This window comes from Streptomyces sp. DG2A-72 (assembly GCF_030499575.1).
GTDB lineage: Bacteria > Actinomycetota > Actinomycetes > Streptomycetales > Streptomycetaceae > Streptomyces.
Genome location: NZ_JASTLC010000001.1, coordinates 1444419 through 1463024 on the forward strand (window position 1 = coordinate 1444419; position 18606 = coordinate 1463024).

At 65.0% G+C, this 18606-nt stretch carries 13 protein-coding genes, 3 rRNA genes and 1 pseudogene; 4 read left to right on the forward strand and 13 right to left on the reverse strand.

Annotated elements, in window-relative coordinates; all coding sequences use genetic code 11:
* The first annotated feature begins 10 nt into the window (after positions 1 to 10).
* Complete coding sequence (locus QQY66_RS07050; protein WP_301978214.1) at positions 11 to 382, forward strand: PRC-barrel domain-containing protein; 372 nt, start codon at positions 11 to 13, stop codon at positions 380 to 382.
* Here QQY66_RS07050 and QQY66_RS07055 read toward each other — a convergent pair.
* The 5 genes and pseudogenes from QQY66_RS07055 to QQY66_RS07075 all read right to left on the reverse strand — a co-directional run bounded on the left by QQY66_RS07055 (position 304) and on the right by QQY66_RS07075 (position 4641).
* Positions 304 to 1806, reverse strand: a complete 1503-nt coding sequence (locus QQY66_RS07055; RefSeq protein WP_301978215.1) for a DNA polymerase IV — start codon at positions 1804 to 1806, stop codon at positions 304 to 306. The genes QQY66_RS07050 and QQY66_RS07055 overlap by 79 nt on opposite strands.
* Positions 1807 to 1862: 56 nt before the next feature.
* A pseudogene (locus QQY66_RS07060) lies at positions 1863 to 2506 on the reverse strand (MerR family transcriptional regulator).
* A gap of 258 nt (positions 2507 to 2764) precedes the next feature.
* Positions 2765 to 3238, reverse strand: coding sequence for a bifunctional nuclease family protein (locus QQY66_RS07065; protein ID WP_004002801.1), 474 nt, complete (start codon positions 3236 to 3238; stop codon positions 2765 to 2767).
* Between the two features lie 85 nt (positions 3239 to 3323).
* Entirely contained in the window at positions 3324 to 4061 is a 738-nt protein-coding gene (locus tag QQY66_RS07070; protein WP_301978216.1) for a MerR family transcriptional regulator, read from the reverse strand.
* 43 nt (positions 4062 to 4104) lie between these two features.
* Positions 4105 to 4641, reverse strand: coding sequence for an FHA domain-containing protein (locus QQY66_RS07075; protein WP_282615115.1), 537 nt, complete (start codon positions 4639 to 4641; stop codon positions 4105 to 4107).
* 90 nt (positions 4642 to 4731) lie between these two features.
* Between QQY66_RS07075 and QQY66_RS07080 the strand changes: the two genes are divergently transcribed.
* Positions 4732 to 4989, forward strand: coding sequence for a hypothetical protein (locus QQY66_RS07080; RefSeq protein ID WP_301978217.1), 258 nt, complete (start codon positions 4732 to 4734; stop codon positions 4987 to 4989).
* A 136-nt stretch (positions 4990 to 5125) separates the two neighbouring features.
* On the opposite strand, the gene QQY66_RS07085 is transcribed toward QQY66_RS07080, so the two are convergent.
* From QQY66_RS07085 to QQY66_RS07120, 8 genes are all read right to left on the reverse strand, one after another.
* Complete coding sequence (locus tag QQY66_RS07085) at positions 5126 to 5989, reverse strand: DUF881 domain-containing protein (protein ID WP_301978218.1); 864 nt, start codon at positions 5987 to 5989, stop codon at positions 5126 to 5128.
* Between the two features lie 5 nt (positions 5990 to 5994).
* Positions 5995 to 6327 (reverse strand): small basic family protein, encoded by a 333-nt coding sequence (locus QQY66_RS07090; RefSeq protein ID WP_003988855.1) that lies wholly within the window; start codon positions 6325 to 6327, stop codon positions 5995 to 5997.
* On the reverse strand, positions 6324 to 7154 hold the full coding sequence (locus tag QQY66_RS07095; protein WP_301978219.1) for a DUF881 domain-containing protein: 831 nt from the start codon (positions 7152 to 7154) through the stop codon (positions 6324 to 6326). Before QQY66_RS07095 ends, QQY66_RS07090 begins: the two co-directional genes overlap by 4 nt.
* Positions 7155 to 7321: 167 nt before the next feature.
* The gene (locus QQY66_RS07100; RefSeq protein ID WP_301978220.1) at positions 7322 to 9817 is read right to left on the reverse strand and encodes a mannose-1-phosphate guanyltransferase; all 2496 of its coding nucleotides are present in this window, start codon (positions 9815 to 9817) and stop codon (positions 7322 to 7324) included.
* 116 nt (positions 9818 to 9933) lie between these two features.
* Entirely contained in the window at positions 9934 to 10545 is a 612-nt protein-coding gene (locus QQY66_RS07105; RefSeq protein ID WP_301978221.1) for a CDP-alcohol phosphatidyltransferase family protein, read from the reverse strand.
* Positions 10546 to 10653: 108 nt separating this feature from the next.
* Positions 10654 to 10770: ribosomal RNA gene (gene rrf, locus QQY66_RS07110) — 5S ribosomal RNA — on the reverse strand.
* A gap of 72 nt (positions 10771 to 10842) precedes the next feature.
* Positions 10843 to 13965: ribosomal RNA gene (locus QQY66_RS07115) — 23S ribosomal RNA — on the reverse strand.
* 275 nt (positions 13966 to 14240) lie between these two features.
* Positions 14241 to 15767: ribosomal RNA gene (locus tag QQY66_RS07120) — 16S ribosomal RNA — on the reverse strand.
* Together the 16S, 23S and 5S rRNA genes form the textbook arrangement of a ribosomal RNA operon.
* A gap of 582 nt (positions 15768 to 16349) precedes the next feature.
* Here QQY66_RS07120 and QQY66_RS07125 point away from each other — a divergent pair.
* Together QQY66_RS07125 and ptsP are read left to right on the forward strand one after the other, a co-directional pair.
* Positions 16350 to 16799 carry a PTS glucose transporter subunit IIA gene (locus QQY66_RS07125; protein WP_301978222.1) on the forward strand — a complete coding sequence of 150 codons (450 nt, stop codon included), beginning with the start codon at positions 16350 to 16352 and terminating at the stop codon, positions 16797 to 16799.
* Positions 16800 to 16878: 79 nt separating this feature from the next.
* Complete coding sequence (gene ptsP, locus QQY66_RS07130) at positions 16879 to 18549, forward strand: phosphoenolpyruvate--protein phosphotransferase (RefSeq protein ID WP_301978223.1); 1671 nt, start codon at positions 16879 to 16881, stop codon at positions 18547 to 18549.
* Positions 18550 to 18606: the final 57 nt, after the last annotated feature.

Genomic DNA, 18606 nt, shown 5'->3' on the forward strand with positions numbered 1-18606 from the left:
TGGAGGGCCCGTGCAGACCGACATCGATCCGCGCAACCTGATCGGCCGCAAGGCGTTCGACCGCAGTGGCACCAAGATCGGCACCATCGACGAGGTCTACCTCGACGACGCCACCGGAGTGCCGGAGTGGGCCGCGATACGCACCGGCCTGTTCAGCAGGGACGCCTTCGTCCCCCTGGAGCCCAGCGAGCTGGTGGAGGGGGCCCTGCACGTGCCCTTCGACCGCGCCCTGATCAAGGACGCCCCCGACTTCGGCGTCGGCCGCCACCTCTCACCGGAACAGGAACTCCAGCTCTACCACCACTACGGCCTCGACGTCGCCCCACCGCCCTCGCTCCCGGACCGCGACTTCGGCAAGCTGGCCGGCACGGACGACACCTGAACCGGAGGCACCGCGGGCTCCTCCGGCACCGCGGGCTCCTCCGGCACCGCGGGCTCCTCCGGCACCTCAGGCTCTTTTGGCGCGTCGGGTCTTCGCGGCACGAGCGGCAGCGGATCCGCCGGCTCCAGCTCGGGATCGTCGACCCGGAAGGTCCGGACCCTCCCGGGCTCCGAGTCGGGCGTCTCGAACCGCACGGTGACCCGCCCGAGCCCACTGCCCTGCACCCATCCGTGCCCGTACTCGCCGTGCCGTACGTCATGCCCCGCCGGCCACCGCCGCTCCACGGGCGTCGGCTGCACCTCGGCCGGTTCGCCGGGCACAGGCTCCTCCACGTCACTCTCCGCCTGCTCCCCGGCCGCCTGTGCGAACAGGTCCTCCTGTGTGTAGTCGGCGAGCCCGCTGACGCCCACCCCCAGCAGCCGCACCCCGCCCGTGGTGTCCACGGACTCCAGCAGCCGGGCCGCGGCCTCGCGCACCACCCCGGGATCGTCCGTGGGCCCGCGCAGGGTCTCCGACCGGGTCAGCGTGGAGAAGTCGTACCGCCGCACCTTCAGCACGATGGTCCGCCCGGACAGCCCGGCTCCGCGCAGTCGCCGCACACACCGGCCGGCGAGCCGCTGCACCTCCAGACCGACCCGCACCCGGTCGTGGATGTCCACGTCGTAGGTGTCCTCGACCGACACCGACTTGGTCTCCCGCTCGGCCACCACGGGCCGGTCGTCGTGCGCCAGCGCCATGGCGTACAGCGCGTGTCCGTGAGCGTTGCCCAGCAGTCGTACGAGCTCGTCCTCGCCCGCCTCGGCGATCTCGTCGACCGTGGTGATCCCGGCCCGCCGCAGATGGTCGCCCGTCGCCGGTCCGACCCCCGGCAGCGTCCGCACCGGCATGGGCCCGAGCAGCGCCCGCTCGCTCCCCGGCTCGATCACCACCAGACCGTCGGGCTTGGCCTGCTCCGAGGCGATCTTCGCGAGCATCTTGGAGGCGGCGAGTCCGACCGACCCGGTGAGCCCGGTGACGGCCCGTATGTCGGCCCGCAGCTTCACCCCGGCCAGCCGCGCGGACGCCTCGTCCCACGCCGCCCCACCCGCCTCCAGATCGACGAACGCCTCGTCCAGGCTCAGTGGCTCCACCAGCGGCGAAAGATCCCGCAGCAGCCCCATCACCTGCTCGCTGATCGACCGGTAGAACCCGAACCGCGGCACGAGATACGCGGCGTTCGGCGCGAGCCGCCGGGCCTGCGCCATCGGCATGGCCGAGTGAACCCCGAAGACGCGCGCCTCGTACGAACACGTCGCCACCACGCCCCGAGGCCCGAGCCCGCCCACGATGACGGCCTTCCCGCGCAGGCTCGGCTTGGACGCCTGCTCCGCCGAGGCGAAGAAGGCATCCATGTCGAGATGCAGGATCGTGGGCGCGGTTCTCACATGTCCGATGCTGCCCTACGCCACTGACAATGCCCGTGAACACTGTGGAACGGGGCTCAGACCGCCCGGTTCCGCCGCCGCGCCAGTTCGTCGGCCGGATTGTTCCCGACGAGCGTCTCACCGGTGTCGATCCGCTCCCCGTGCAGCTGGGAAAGCGCGCTCTCGACGTCCCGCCACACGACGCCCACGGCGATCCCGAAGATGCCCTGGCCGCCCTGGAGCAGCGCGTGGACCTCGTCGGGCGAGGTGCACTCGTAGACCGTGGCGCCGTCGCTCATCAGAGTCATGCGCTCCAGGTCGCGGAAACCGCGTTCCCTCAGGTGCAGGACGGCGGTGCGGATGTTCTGCAGCGACACCCCGGTGTCCAGGAACCGCTTGACGATCTTCAGGACGACGACGTCCCGGAAGCTGTACAGACGCTGCGTTCCGGACCCGTGCGCGGGCCGTACGCTCGGCTCGACCAGCGCGGTGCGCGCCCAGTAGTCGAGTTGGCGGTAGGTGATGCCCGCGGCCGCGCAGGCCGTCGGACCGCGGTAGCCGATCTGCTCGGACGCCATGGACGTCGCCCCTCCGCTGCTCGGCACGGCCGCCATGTGCTGCGGAGCGTGATCGGCCGCGCTGCCGTGAAGCGGGTACGGACCGCTCCCCCCGGGCCATGTCCGGGAGCACCCCCAGCCGTACCGTCGCCGCTGCTTCTCACGCCGACCTCCGTCCTTGACCTGCCTTCTCGACGGTAGGCAGTCACCAGGGGTGCGTCAACGATCGCCACACTCGGCACGCCGAGTGATAATCACCCTAGGAGTGGTTTCCCGTACCCCACCGCGGGGAAAGGCTAGCCGAATGCGCTCGGAGGGGGCTTGACCGACGCTCTCACGCGCCAATGGCACATGCCGGCATTTCGCGCCACCGCGAGGCATCGACCGACCCGACAGGGGCTGCGTCCGCAGGGCCGCCGCGCTCACTGGCTGCTGGTGCCGAAGTCCTCGGGCGAGATCTGGTCGAGGAACTCGCGGAACTTCTCCACCTCGTCCTCCTGCTCGTCCGGGATCGCGATTCCCGCGTCGTCGAGCACGCCGTCGCTGCCGTAGATCGGCGTCCCGGTGCGCAGGGCCAGCGCTATGGCATCGGACGGGCGGGCGCTCACCTCGACGCCGCTGGCGAAGACCAGCTCGGCGTAGAAGACGCCTTCACGCAGATCCGTGATGCGCACTTCGGTGAGCTCCTGGCCGACGGCCTCCAGCACGTCCTTGAACAGGTCGTGGGTCAGCGGTCGTGCGGGGGCCATGCCCTGCTGGGCGAAAGCAATGGCCGTCGCCTCCCCCGGGCCGATCCAGATGGGGAGGTAACGGTCGCCTCCCACTTCGCGCAGGAGCACGATCGGTTGGTTGGAGGGCATTTCGACCCGGACACCTACGACATCGAGCTCGTTCACACAGCAACCCTAGGCCGTGCCCGGGACGTTTGGGTAGTCGGGCCGAAAACGGGTGCCGCATCCGGAGACCGACGGCCCGGCCGCCTCAGGGCAACCGCACTCCCAGCGCGGTCTTCACCAGCGCGGCGTGCAGCTTCACCGTGAGCACCGCCAGTTCCTTGGTACGCGCCTCCGCATGCGCCCTGGTCTGCGGATTGCGGTGCCGCTTCAGTGGGGCGACCACCTGGTCCACCAGCCCGGCCTCGCGGTCCGCGGCGGCCTTCATGACCCGCAGATGGCGCGGCTCGATCCCGAACCGCCCCAGCTCGGAGACGAGCGACGCAACAGTGACCGCCTCCGCGTCGTACGCCCCGTCCGGCAGTGGAGCGATAAGGCCGTACGCCTCCCACTCCTCCAGCTCCCGCTCGCAGATCTCGGCGGCGGCGAGCAGTTCGGCCCGGCCGATCCGGGCCGCCGTGGGAGCCTCGGAGGCCTCGACCGCGGCTTCACCGTCACGCTGGCGGGCCAGCGCGGGCAGTTGTACGGCCTCCCCGCGGGCTATCGCGTCCAGATGCTCGCGGATCACCTTGAGCGGCAGATAGTGGTCCCGCTGCATCCTCAGTACATGGCCGAGGCGCTCGACGTCGTCCGCGCTGAACTTGCGATACCCCGAGGGGGTCCGCTGCGGCTCGATCAGCCCCTCCGACTCCAGGAAACGGATCTTGGAGATGGTGACTTCCGGGAACTCGTCGCGCAGCACGTTCAGCACCGTGCCGATGCTCATCAGCCCACTGTCCGTGGCGGCGGTACCGGCTCCGGCACCGCCGCTCGGTGTTTGAAGCATGGACCTTCCCTGGGGGTCCCCCCGGACGGCGCCCGGGGGAGGGTCAGTAGCCCCGCTGGCTCGCGTAGAAGACCAGCCGGTACTTGCCGATCTGCACCTCGTCACCGTTCGACAGGGCGACCTGGTCGATGCGCTCGCGGTTGACATACGTGCCGTTCAGACTGCCCACGTCGGCCACCGTGAACGAGCCGTCGGGGCTGCGCCGGAACTCCACATGCCGCCGGGAGACCGTCACGTCGTCCAGGAAGATGTCGCTCTGCGGATGCCGCCCGGCGGTGGTCAGGTCGCTGTCCAGGAGGAAGCGGCTGCCGGAATTCGGCCCGCGGCGCACCACCAGCAGCGCCGAGCCCAGCGGCAGCGCGTCGACGGCCGCCTGCGCCTCCGGGGAGAGCATCGGCATCTGCGTCTGGCCGGTGACCTCGGCGTCGTACGCCTCAAGGCCGGAGATGGAGATCGTGGAAGTCGTCTCGGACGGACGCTCGGCTGCGGCCCCGGACCGCAGCGGGGCACCGCAATTGGAGCAGAAGCGGCTGTTCTCCGCGTTGCGGTTACCGCACCTCGTACATACCAGGGCCGACATGGACGGATCCTCCTGCCGCGGCTGCCCCGCCGGGGCGTTGGACGCGTACGGGTCGGCGGAAAATCCTCCACCCGCACCTGAGGTTGACGGTTGCCCGAAACCTATGCCGCCGGACTGCGCAGGGTCAACAGACGGCGCGCCCTGACCTCCCGAAATGTCACCTCCCGGACCACCGACCTGGTCCCGGAACAGCGGGCGCTGACCTTCCGCGTCGGGCTGCGCGCGATGACGAGCCGTGGCGTTTTCACGACCCTCTCGCGCGCTCTTGCCGAACAACTTCGCAAACAACTTCACGGGCGATTCCCCTTGACCGAAACAGACCCGCCCGTGGGGCAGGACGAACCCTGATTGCACTCACCGGTCGACCCGGACATCCTCACAACGTCCGTATCCACCAGACAGTTTCCACCACGCACCACCCATTCGGTGCGCCGACCCCCCGCAACGTCTTGCCCTCGCCGGACGTCCCCCATGCACCCCCGGTTCACTGGGAGGACGACCGAGCGTAGTCAGGCCGCTTCGCCGCTCGCAAGGCGTCCACAACGATCTTGCTGGACCGCTCGACGGTCACGGTGGCCTGCTCCTTCTCGAGAGTCTGCACCACGCCTCCTGGGATGTTGAGCGCCGGTTCGAGGTCCTGCGGCTTGCCGATGACCTTGAAACGATAGGGAGCGTTGATCTTGTTCCCGTCGACGCTCACGCTGTTGCCGGAGTCCGTCAGGTAAGAGCCGGCGACGACTCGTACGCCGTTCACCTGGATCGCCTCCGCGCCGGCCGCACGCAGCTCCTGGATCGCGTCGAGCAGCATGTCCGCCTTGACCGTCCCCTTCGTGTCGTCGATGGTCACCGTGATGCCCGGCCCCTGCGCGGCCACCGTGCCCGCCAGGATGCCGAGTTGCCGCTCCTTCTCGAGTGTCTGCTTCCGGGCCTCCTCGGCCTGGTCCGAACTGTTCTCCAGCTCGTCGCGCTGCTTCTCGAGCCCCTGCTTCTCGTCCTCAAGACGCTGGGTACGGTCATCCAGTTCATCGAGGATGCGCACGAGATCCTCCTGGCGCGCACCGCGCAGGGCGCTGTCGCCGTCACTATTGGAGGCCACCTGGACAGCCAGGCCGAAGCCGAGGCCGAACAGCAGCAGGGCGACGATGAGTTGGGCGCGGGTGACGCGCGGCGGCCAGATCCCCTGCACCAGCCGCTGCCGTCCGGTCAGCTCGGGCTCCGCCGCAGCGGGGGCGTCCTCAGCCGGCGTTTCCGCAGCGGCCTTTTCCTCTGCCTGGGCAGCCACCGCGGGAAGTTCGTCGGGGAGTTCCTTGCGCAGCCTGTTCTCCGCCGCCTCGTCTTTGTCGCTCATCGGCCTCACGCCCGGAACACATGCCGACGGATCGCGGCGGCGTTGGAGAAGATACGGATGCCGAGGACCACGACGACGCCGGTGGACAGCTGAGCCCCAACGCCCAGCTTGTCGCCCAGGAACACGATCAACGCGGCCACGACAACGTTGGACAGGAACGACACGACGAAGACCTTGTCGTCGAAGATGCCGTCGAGCATGGCCCGCAGACCCCCGAAGACAGCGTCGAGCGCCGCCACGACGGCGATCGGCAGATAAGGCTCGACGACCGCCGGAACCTCCGGCCGGACCAACAGGCCGGCCACGACTCCCACGACGAGGCCCAGTACGGCGATCACGATGTGCCCTTCTCGGTTTTCGGCTGTGCTGTTCGTACGGTCACACTCGGTGCGGCGGGCAGCCGGAGGTCCTCCTCCGCGGAGATGGAGGTCCGGATGCCGTAGTCCTCCTGCAGGGCATTCAGATACAGCCCGTCGGCGCTGTTCTGGAACCTGGTGCTCAGCCGCTTCCCGTCCCCCACCGCGAGCACCGTGTACGGCGGCACCAGCGGCTTGTTGTCGACCAGTATGGCGTCACCGGCGGCCCTGATCGCCGACAGCGCCGTCAGCCGCTGCCCGTTGATGGAGACGGCTTCGGCCCCCGACTCCCACAGCCCGTTCACCACGCGCTGCATGTCACGGTCGCGCACCCGTCCGGTGTCGGAGAACCCTGAGGTCTCACGTGGATCACCGTCGCCGCCGGTCGACGCTTCCTCGGCGTCGTCGACGACCAGCTTCACACCGGGGCCGTGCACCTCCGTAGCCCCCGACAGCAGACCCACCAATTCCGCCCGATCACTGCCGCCGCTCCGCTTCAGAGCCTCGCGCTGCCGCGTACTCACCTCGGCGCGCAGTTGGTCGACGGAGTCCTCGAGCTGGTCCGCGGCCGTGGTCTCACGGTCGATGCGGTCGATCAGTTCCTCGCGCTCCTTCGCCACGACAGGAGCGGCGACACGCGCTTGTGCGGCTCCGACGGTGACGACGAGCGCCGCCAGCACCAGACCGACGGCAAGGCCCAGTTTCGCCCTGAGGGTCTTGGGCATGCCGCCGGCGGCCTCTTTCCGGGCCGCCGCTTCGGCGTACCCGTCGTCGAGGCTGTGGTCCATCACGTTGGTGAGCAGCGACATGGAGGCATCCGGACGCGCAGGACGCGTGGGTGTGCTCCGAACGGGGGGCTGCTGCGGCATGCCGCACATCGTCGCATGTCGCGGCCACTACCTCCGAATGGCCCCACCGGCGTGCCGGACAGGCCCCCGTGAGGACACTTGTCCGGCACGCGCGCGTGCTGAGTTTTTCAGCGCCCGGCGCTGTCCACGACCGCCGACCACTCGTCGAGCAGAGCCTGCGCGGAGGCGTCATCGGGGCCCTCTGCCCACAGGTGCGTGACCGCCTCGGCCGGGTCGGGCAGCACCATCACCCAGCGCCCGTCGGTCTCCACCACCCGCACACCGTCCGTGGTGTCCACGAAGCGGTCTCCGGCAGCCTCCACGACCCGCCGCATGACAAGCCCCTTGACGGCCCAGGGAGTCGCCAGATCCCGCTTGATGACATGCGCCCGCGGAATCCGCGCATCGATCTGGCTGAGCGTGAGCTGCGTCCGCGCGACCAGCCCGATCAGGCGCACGAAGGCCGCCGTACCGTCGAAGACGCTGCTGAACTCCGGGACGATGAACCCACCCCGGCCGTCCCCGCCGAAGATCGTCGAGTCGTCGCGTCCGACCCGGGTGAGATCGTCGGGCGAGGTGGTCGTCCACTCGACCTGCGTCCCGTGGTACGCCGCCACCTGCTCGGCGATCCTCGTGGTCGTCACCGGCAGCGCCACACGCCCGCTGCGCCGCTCCGCGGCCACCAGGTCGAGCATGACGAGCAACGCCCGGTCGTCCTCGACGATCCGTCCCTTCTCGTCGACCAGCGAAAGCCGCTCGCCGACAGGATCGAACCGCACCCCGAACGCGGCCCGGGCGGACGCCACGATCTCTCCCAGCCGCACCAGCCCCGACCGCCGCGCATCCGCCGTCTCCGTGGGCCTGGACTCGTCCAGACCGGGATTGATGGTCAACGAGTCCACGCCCAACTTGCCGAGCAGGCTCGGCAGCACCAGCCCGGCGCTGCCGTTCGAGGCGTCCACGACGACCTTGAGCCCGGACTCGGTGATCCCGGTGGTGTCGACATTCCGCAGCAGTGACCCGGTGTACGAGTCAAAGACGCTGGCCGGGAAGTGCAGATCACCGATCTCACCCGGGAACGCCCGCCGGTACTCCTGCCGTGCGAACACCCGGTCCAACTTCCGCTGGCTGCCCTGCGAAAGATCGGCACCCTGCCCGTCGAAGAACATGATGTCCACGGAGTCCGGCACCCCCGGAGTGGTCCGGATCATGATTCCACCGGCACTGCCCCGCGCGGTCTGCTGCCGCGCCACGGGCAGCGGTACGTTCTCCAGATCTCGTACGTCGATGGCGCTGGCCTGCAGTGCGGAAATGACTGCCCGCTTCAGGGCCCGTGCACCACGCGAGTGGTCGCGGGCCGTAGTGACCGTGGAGCCCTTCTTGAGGGTCGTGGCGTAGGCGCCGGCGAGCCGCACAGCGAGTTCGGGTGTGATCTCCACGTTCAGGATTCCGGAGACCCCACGAGCCCCAAAGAGATGTGCCTGACCCCTGGACTCCCAGATCACCGAGGTGTTGACGAAGGCACCGGCCTCGATGGTCTTGAAGGGGTAGACGCGAACGTTGCCCTGAACGATCGATTCTTCACCGATCAGGCACTCGTCCCCGATCACGGCGCCGTCCTCGATCCGGGCGGCGCGCATGATGTCGGTGTTCTTGCCGACGACACAGCCACGCAAATTGCTGTGCTGCCCCACGTACACGTTGTCGTGCACCACGGCCTTGTGCAGAAACGCCCCGCTCTTGACGACCACGTTCGAGCCCACGACCGTGTGCTCTCGAATTTCGGCGCCGGCCTCGACTTTTGCGTAGTCCCCGATATAGAGAGGACCGCGGAGCACAGCGTCGGAATGCACCTCGGCGCCCTCCGCCACCCACACGCCCGGAGAGATCTCGAACCCGTCGAGCTCGACGTCGACCTTGCCCTCCAGGACGTCGGCCTGTGCCTTCACATAACTCTCATGGGTACCGACGTCCTCCCAGTAGCCCTCAGCGACATAGCCGAAGACAGGCTTGCCCTCCTTCATCAGCTGAGGGAAGACATCGCCGGACCAGTCGACGGGCACATCGGGCTCGACATAGTCGAAGACCTCGGGCTCCATGACGTAGATACCGGTGTTCACGGTGTCCGAGAAGACCTGCCCCCAGGTCGGTTTCTCGAGGAACCGCTCGACCCGGCCCTCTTCATCGACGATGGTGATACCGAATTCCAGCGGATTGGGCACACGCGTCAGACAGACAGTGACCAGTGCGCCCTTCTCCTTGTGGAAACGGATCAGTTCAGTGAGGTCGAAGTCGGTCAGTGCATCGCCGGAGATGACGAGGAAAGCATCGTCCTTCAACGCCTCTTCGGCGTTCTTGACGCTTCCGGCAGTACCGAGTGGCTTCTCCTCGTTGGCATAAGTGAGCTCCATTCCGAGCTCCTCACCGTCACCGAAATAGTTCTTGACCAGCGAGGCCAGGAACTGGACGGTGACGACGGTCTCGGTGAGCCCATGCCTTTTGAGCAGCCGCAGAACATGCTCCATGATCGGGCGGTTGGCCACAGGCAGGAGCGGCTTGGGCATGCTTGAGGTCATAGGGCGAAGGCGTGTGCCTTCGCCTCCGGCCATCACGACGGCCTTCATGTCGGAAGCGTCCTCCTCGAAGAGACGACGGTCTAGCCGACTTCACCCGTCCAGATTGTCCCGCATATTTCCGTCGCGGGCCATTCGCGGGACTACGCCCGTCTCAATCCGCGAGTTCAATCGGCCATGGATGCGTCCGCACGGACCAGGCGGCGGACTTGTACCACGTAGAGGACTCCTGCCCACCAGTACAGCGTTGTACCCCATCCGGCGAACGCCCAGCCGAAAATAGCAGCAAGTGACGAGATCCATCCACTTCCGTCACTGAGCAACAGCAGAGGGAAGGCATACATCAAGTTGAACGTGGCCGCCTTGCCCAGGAAGTTCACCTGCGGGGGCGGATAGCCGTGGCGCCTGAGGATGCCCACCATGACCAGCAGGACCAACTCTCGCGCCAGAAGTACAGCGGTCAACCAAATCGGCAGAATCTCCCGCCAGGTGAGTCCAACCAGCGTCGAGAGAATGTAGAGCCGGTCCGCAGCGGGATCAAGAAGCCGGCCAAGGCTGCTGATCTGGTTCCAACGTCGTGCGAGCTTGCCGTCCAGGTAGTCGCTCACTCCGCTGAGCATCAGCACGAGGAGCGCCCAGCCATCGCTCTTGGGCCCTCCGAACTCGGGCCTGAGGATCAGCCACAGGAAAACAGGCACGCCGACAAGGCGAGCCATGCTGAGGATGTTGGGGATGGTGAGGACCCGGTCTGTCTGGACGCGGGTCTCCTGGACCTCCACCCGGGAGCCTCCTGTGGGAACGAACCAACGATGCTCCCTGACCTTACCTCAACGCAAAAAAGCTCTGGCTCTTGGGCATGATGCCCAAGAGCCAGAGCTGTAAAAGGAGTTCGGCGGTGTCCTACTCTCCCACAGGGTCCCCCCTGCAGTACCATCGGCGCTGTAAGGCTTAGCTTCCGGGTTCGGAATGTAACCGGGCGTTTCCCTCACGCTATGACCACCGAAACACTATGAAGTTCCAACCGGAAACATGACACGGTCGTTGCCTCAGAACTAACACAGTGGACGCGAGCAACTGAGGACAAGCCCTCGGCCTATTAGTACCGGTCACCTCCACCCCTTACAGGGCTTCCAGATCCGGCCTATCAACCCAGTCGTCTACTGGGAGCCTTAACCCCTCAAAGGGGGTGGGAACACTCATCTCGAAGCAGGCTTCCCGCTTAGATGCTTTCAGCGGTTATCCCTCCCGAACGTAGCCAACCAGCCATGCCCTTGGCAGAACAACTGGCACACCAGAGGTTCGTCCGTCCCGGTCCTCTCGTACTAGGGACAGCCCTTCTCAATGTTCCTGCGCGCGCAGCGGATAGGGACCGAACTGTCTCACGACGTTCTAAACCCAGCTCGCGTACCGCTTTAATGGGCGAACAGCCCAACCCTTGGGACCGACTCCAGCCCCAGGATGCGACGAGCCGACATCGAGGTGCCAAACCATCCCGTCGATATGGACTCTTGGGGAAGATCAGCCTGTTATCCCCGGGGTACCTTTTATCCGTTGAGCGACGGCGCTTCCACAAGCCACCGCCGGATCACTAGTCCCGACTTTCGTCCCTGCTCGACCCGTCGGTCTCACAGTCAAGCTCCCTTGTGCACTTACACTCAACACCTGATTGCCAACCAGGCTGAGGGAACCTTTGGGCGCCTCCGTTACTCTTTAGGAGGCAACCGCCCCAGTTAAACTACCCATCAGACACTGTCCCTGATCCGGATCACGGACCCAGGTTAGACATCCAGCACGACCAGACTGGTATTTCAACGACGACTCCCCCTGAACTGGCGTCCAGAGTTCACAGTCTCCCAGCTATCCTACACAAGCCGAACCGAACACCAATATCAAACTGTAGTAAAGGTCCCGGGGTCTTTCCGTCCTGCTGCGCGAAACGAGCATCTTTACTCGTAGTGCAATTTCACCGGGCCTATGGTTGAGACAGTCGAGAAGTCGTTACGCCATTCGTGCAGGTCGGAACTTACCCGACAAGGAATTTCGCTACCTTAGGATGGTTATAGTTACCACCGCCGTTTACTGGCGCTTAAGTTCTCAGCTTCGCCCCGTCGAAACAGGACTAACCGGTCCCCTTAACGTTCCAGCACCGGGCAGGCGTCAGTCCGTATACATCGCCTTACGGCTTCGCACGGACCTGTGTTTTTAGTAAACAGTCGCTTCTCGCTGGTCTCTGCGGCCACCCCCAGCTCAAGCAGCAAGTGCTCTCACCGGTGATGGCCCCCCTTCTCCCGAAGTTACGGGGGCATTTTGCCGAGTTCCTTAACCATAGTTCACCCGAACGCCTCGGTATTCTCTACCTGACCACCTGAGTCGGTTTAGGGTACGGGCCGCCATAAAACTCGCTAGAGGCTTTTCTCGACAGCATAGGATCATCCACTTCACCACAATCGGCTCGGCATCAGGTCTCACCCCATGTGAGTGGCGGATTTACCTACCACTCGGGCTACACCCTTACCCCGGGACAACCACCGCCCGGGATGGACTACCTTCCTGCGTCACCCCATCACTCACCTACTACCAACTCGGGTCACCGGCTCCACCACTTTCCATTCCCCGAAGGGTCCGGAACGGCTTCACGGGCTTAGCATCACTGGATTCAATGTTTGACGCTTTACAGCGGGTACCGGAATATCAACCGGTTATCCATCGACTACGCCTGTCGGCCTCGCCTTAGGTCCCGACTTACCCTGGGCAGATCAGCTTGACCCAGGAACCCTTAGTCAATCGGCGCACACGTTTCCCACGTGTGAATCGCTACTCATGCCTGCATTCTCACTCGTCAACCGTCCACAACTCGCTTCCGCGGCTGCTTCACCCGGCAGACGACGCTCCCCTACCCAACCCAGCAGGCGTTAGCCCTTATGCTGGATTGACACGACTTCGGCGGTACGCTTGAGCCCCGCTACATTGTCGGCGCGGAATCACTAGACCAGTGAGCTATTACGCACTCTTTCAAGGGTGGCTGCTTCTAAGCCAACCTCCTGGTTGTCTGTGCGACTCCACATCCTTTCCCACTTAGCGTACGCTTAGGGGCCTTAGTCGATGCTCTGGGCTGTTTCCCTCTCGACCATGGAGCTTATCCCCCACAGTCTCACTGCCGCGCTCTCACTTACCGGCATTCGGAGTTTGGCTAAGGTCAGTAACCCGGTAGGGCCCATCGCCTATCCAGTGCTCTACCTCCGGCAAGAAACACACGACGCTGCACCTAAATGCATTTCGGGGAGAACCAGCTATCACGGAGTTTGATTGGCCTTTCACCCCTAACCACAGGTCATCCCCCAGGTTTTCAACCCTGGTGGGTTCGGTCCTCCACGACCTCTTACAGCCGCTTCAACCTGCCCATGGCTAGATCACTCCGCTTCGGGTCTTGAGCGCGCTACTATCCCGCCCTGTTCGGACTCGCTTTCGCTACGGCTTCCCCACACGGGTTAACCTCGCAACACACCGCAAACTCGCAGGCTCATTCTTCAAAAGGCACGCAGTCACGACATACAAGCAAGCTTGCATGCGACGCTCCCACGGCTTGTAGGCACACGGTTTCAGGTACTATTTCACTCCGCTCCCGCGGTACTTTTCACCATTCCCTCACGGTACTATCCGCTATCGGTCACCAGGGAATATTTAGGCTTAACGGGTGGTCCCGCCAGATTCACACGGGATTTCTCGGGCCCCGTGCTACTTGGGTGTCTCTCCAACGAGCCGTTGACGTTTCGACTACGGGGGTCTTACCCTCTACGCCGGACCTTTCGCATGTCCTTCGCCTACATCAACGGTTTCTCACTCGTCTCACGGCCGGCAGACCGTGAAAGAGAGATCCCACAACCCCGTATACGCAACCCCTGCCGGGTCTCACACGCATACGGTTTGGCCTCATCCGGTTTCGCTCGCCACTACTCCCGGAATCACGGTTGTTTTCTCTTCCTGCGGGTACTGAGATGTTTCACTTCCCCGCGTTCCCTCCACATACCCTATGTGTTCAGGTATGGGTGACAGCCCATGACGACTGCCGGGTTTCCCCATTCGGACACCCCCGGATCAAAGCCTGGTTGACGACTCCCCCGGGGCCTATCGTGGCCTCCCACGTCCTTCATCGGTTCCTGGTGCCAAGGCATCCACCGTGCGCCCTTAAAAACTTGGCCACAGATGCTCGCGTCCACTGTGCAGTTCTCAAACAACGACCAGCCACCCACCACCCCGGACCTACGATCCGAGTTCACTGGGGCCGGCACCTGAAGGAAATCATTCCCTCAGACACCCAACAGCGTGCCCGGCACACTCCCCGCTCCCCTCAACGTTCCACACTCCGAAGAGCAGTACTAGAAGAAGACGACGATCAAGTGTGCCGAATAATCAACGTTCCACCCATGAGCAACCGTGCGAGACATTTGCTCGCAGTCGGCTATGTGCTCCTTAGAAAGGAGGTGATCCAGCCGCACCTTCCGGTACGGCTACCTTGTTACGACTTCGTCCCAATCGCCAGTCCCACCTTCGACAGCTCCCTCCCGTAAACGGGTTGGGCCACCGGCTTCGGGTGTTACCGACTTTCGTGACGTGACGGGCGGTGTGTACAAGGCCCGGGAACGTATTCACCGCAGCACTGCTGATCTGCGATTACTAGCAACTCCGACTTCATGGGGTCGAGTTGCAGACCCCAATCCGAACTGAGACCGGCTTTTTGAGATTCGCTCCACCTCACGGCATCGCAGCTCATTGTACCGGCCATTGTAGCACGTGTGCAGCCCAAGACATAAGGGGCATGATGACTTGACGTCGTCCCCACCTTCCTCCGAGTTGACCCCGGCGGTCTCCTGTGAGTCCCCATCACCCCGAAGGGCATGCTGGCAACACAGGACAAGGGTTGCGCTCGTTGCGGGACTTAACCCAACATCTCACGACACGAGCTGACGACAGCCATGCACCACCTGTACACCGACCACAAGGGGGCGCCTGTCTCCAGACGTTTCCGGCGTATGTCAAGCCTTGGTAAGGTTCTTCGCGTTGCGTCGAATTAAGCCACATGCTCCGCTGCTTGTGCGGGCCCCCGTCAATTCCTTTGAGTTTTAGCCTTGCGGCCGTACTCCCCAGGCGGGGAACTTAATGCGTTAGCTGCGGCACCGACGACGTGGAATGTCGCCAACACCTAGTTCCCACCGTTTACGGCGTGGACTACCAGGGTATCTAATCCTGTTCGCTCCCCACGCTTTCGCTCCTCAGCGTCAGTAATGGCCCAGAGATCCGCCTTCGCCACCGGTGTTCCTCCTGATATCTGCGCATTTCACCGCTACACCAGGAATTCCGATCTCCCCTACCACACTCTAGCTAGCCCGTATCGAATGCAGACCCGGGGTTAAGCCCCGGGCTTTCACACCCGACGTGACAAGCCGCCTACGAGCTCTTTACGCCCAATAATTCCGGACAACGCTTGCGCCCTACGTATTACCGCGGCTGCTGGCACGTAGTTAGCCGGCGCTTCTTCTGCAGGTACCGTCACTTGCGCTTCTTCCCTGCTGAAAGAGGTTTACAACCCGAAGGCCGTCATCCCTCACGCGGCGTCGCTGCATCAGGCTTGCGCCCATTGTGCAATATTCCCCACTGCTGCCTCCCGTAGGAGTCTGGGCCGTGTCTCAGTCCCAGTGTGGCCGGTCGCCCTCTCAGGCCGGCTACCCGTCGTCGCCTTGGTGAGCCATTACCTCACCAACAAGCTGATAGGCCGCGGGCCCATCCTTCACCGCCGGAGCTTTCAACCCCCACAGATGCCCGTGAGAGTGCTATCCGGTATTAGACCCCGTTTCCAGGGCTTGTCCCAGAGTGAAGGGCAGATTGCCCACGTGTTACTCACCCGTTCGCCACTAATCCCCACCGAAGTGGTTCATCGTTCGACTTGCATGTGTTAAGCACGCCGCCAGCGTTCGTCCTGAGCCAGGATCAAACTCTCCGTGAATGTGTACCGGTTATCCGGTCAACACACACGAGAGCGGAACCGTCGGGCGGAATAAGCCCGACCGTTCACAACGTCCTCGCTGTGTATTTCTTCAAAGGAACCACGACCATCGAAAAAGATTTCCGACGGACGGGGTATCAACATATCTGGCGTTGATTTTTGGCACGCTGTTGAGTTCTCAAGGAACGGACGCTTCCTTCGTACTCACCCGAGAGACACTCTCGCGGCTTTCCTCCGGGCGCTTCCCTTCGGTCTTGCGTTTCCGACTCTATCAGTGTTTTTCCGGCCCTCTGACCATCGTCCTGCAGACATGCAGAAGATGATCCCGAGATAGGATCTGACAAGTTGGATGCCGCCGGAGCCAGGACGCTTGGCCGCGTCGCTCGGCCTCCAGCAGGGGTACGACTGTACACGGGGCCCCGAAGAGGGTGCAAATCGATTGGACTGGTGGTCTAGACCACCAAGCGCTATCTTTCATGCGGAACGCGCACTTCATCTGACATACGCTGCTGCACAGTGCGCCGTCCGGGACAGACAGTGACGGTGACGGCCGTGTGCATCTCCACCCCTGGGAGGCTTCCCATGACCACCGTGACGTCCCCTCTTGCAGGACGCGCCATCGGACTGTCCGCCGTGCCGGATCCGGTCTTCTCCGGGGCCATGGTCGGCCCCGGTACGGCGATCGACCCCGTACGTGAGCCTTCCGAGGCGGTCTCGCCCGTGGATGGAGTGATCGTTTCCCTCCACCCCCACGCCTTTGTCGTCGTCGACGAGCAGGGGCACGGTGTGCTCATCCACCTCGGTATCGACACGGTTCAGCTGAACGGCGAGGGCTTCGAACTGCTCGTGAACAAGGGCGACACCGTGCAGCGCGGTCAGAGCATCGTCCGCTGGAACCCGGCGGCCGTCGAAACCGCCGGTAAGTCCGCGGTGTGTCCGATCGTGGCACTCGAGGCCACGGCAGAGGCGCTTTCCGACCTCCGTGACGACGGTGATGTGAAGGCCGGCGACAGTCTCTTCGTCTGGAAGTGATGTCGGTGCCGTCGTATGACGGCAAGTAGGGACAACCATCGCGGCGGCGGGACCCGCCGCACTATCGGAGACGGGTGAGATGGAGACAACGCTGCGAGGCGTCGGCGTGAGCCACGGTGTGGCGATCGGCGAGGTTCGGCACATGGGAACGGCGGTCCTCGAACCGCCTGCCAAGCAGATTCCGGCGGAGGACGCGGAGCGTGAACAGGGGCGCGCCCGCAAGGCCGTGGAAGCTGTGGCGGCCGATCTGATTGCGCGCGGCAATCTGGCGGGGGGCGAAGCCCAGGCGGTGCTCGAGGCGCAGGCCATGATGGCTCAGGATCCCGAGCTGATGGCGGATGTGGACCGTCGAGTCGCGGTCGGCAGCACGGCCGAGCGTGCGGTGTACGACGCGTTCGCCGCGTATCGCGAGCTGCTGGCGGGTGCCGGCGAGTACCTCGCCGGTCGTGTGGCCGACCTCGACGACGTGCGGAATCGTATCGTCGCCCGGCTGCTCGGGGTGCCGATGCCCGGCGTTCCGGACAGCGACCACCCGTACGTTCTGGTTGCTCGTGATTTGGCGCCTGCCGACACGGCGCTGCTGGACCCGACCCTCGTCCTCGGTTTTGTCACCGAGGAGGGCGGGCCGACCAGTCACAGCGCGATCCTGGCTCGGGCGCTCGGCGTTCCGGCCGTCGTGGCGCTGCCGGGCGCCGGTGAGCTCGCCGAGGGCACGGTGATCGCCGTGGACGGCAGCACCGGCGACATTTTCGTGAACCCGAGCGAAGAGAAGAAGGCCCAGCTCGAGACTGCGGCCGCCGAGCGTAAGGCCGCGCTGGCCGCCTCGACCGGACCGGGGGCCACGGCCGATGGTCACAAGGTGCCGTTGCTGGCCAATGTCGGCGGTCCGGCGGATGTGCCGGCCGCTGTCGAGGCCGGAGCCGAGGGCGTCGGACTCTTCCGTACCGAGTTCCTCTTCCTCGACGACAGCAAGAGTGCGCCGTCGGAGGAGAAGCAGGTCGAGGCTTACCGGCAGGTGCTCGAGGCCTTTCCCGAGGGGCGCGTCGTCGTACGGGTGCTGGACGCGGGCGCGGACAAGCCTCTGGACTTCCTGACGCCCGCCGACGAGCCGAACCCGGCGTTGGGCGTACGCGGTCTGCGGACGCTGCTCGACCACCCTGAGGTGCTGCGCACCCAGCTGACGGCGCTGGCGAAGGCGTCGGAGGGGCTGCCGGTCTACCTCGAGGTCATGGCCCCGATGGTGGCGGACCGTGCCGACGCCAAGGCGTTCGCCGATGCGTGCCGTGCGGCTGGGCTGCAGGCGAAGTTCGGTGCGATGGTCGAGATCCCGTCGGCCGCGCTGCGGGCCCGCTCGGTTCTGCAGGAGGTCGAGTTCCTCTCCCTGGGAACCAATGACCTCGCGCAGTACACCTTCGCCGCAGACCGGCAGGTGGGGGCCGTCTCCCGGCTGCAGGACCCGTGGCAGCCTGCGCTGCTCGACCTGGTGGCGCTGTCCGCCGAAGCGGCGAAGGCCGAGGGCAAGAGCTGTGGTGTCTGCGGTGAGGCGGCGTCGGACCCGCTGCTCGCGTGCGTGCTGACCGGTCTGGGCGTCACCTCCCTTTCCATGGGTGCGGCGTCGATTCCTTATGTCCGGGCGACTCTCGCGAAGTACACGCTGGCCCAGTGTGAGCGTGCTGCCGCGGCGGCGCGGGCTGCGGACAGTGCCGAGGAGGCGCGCACCGCGGCACAGGCTGTGCTGTCCGGCGAGTAGGCCGAAGCAGCAGGCCGTCTTGGGCTGTTGACGAGGGGCGCCCCGCCTTCGGGTGGG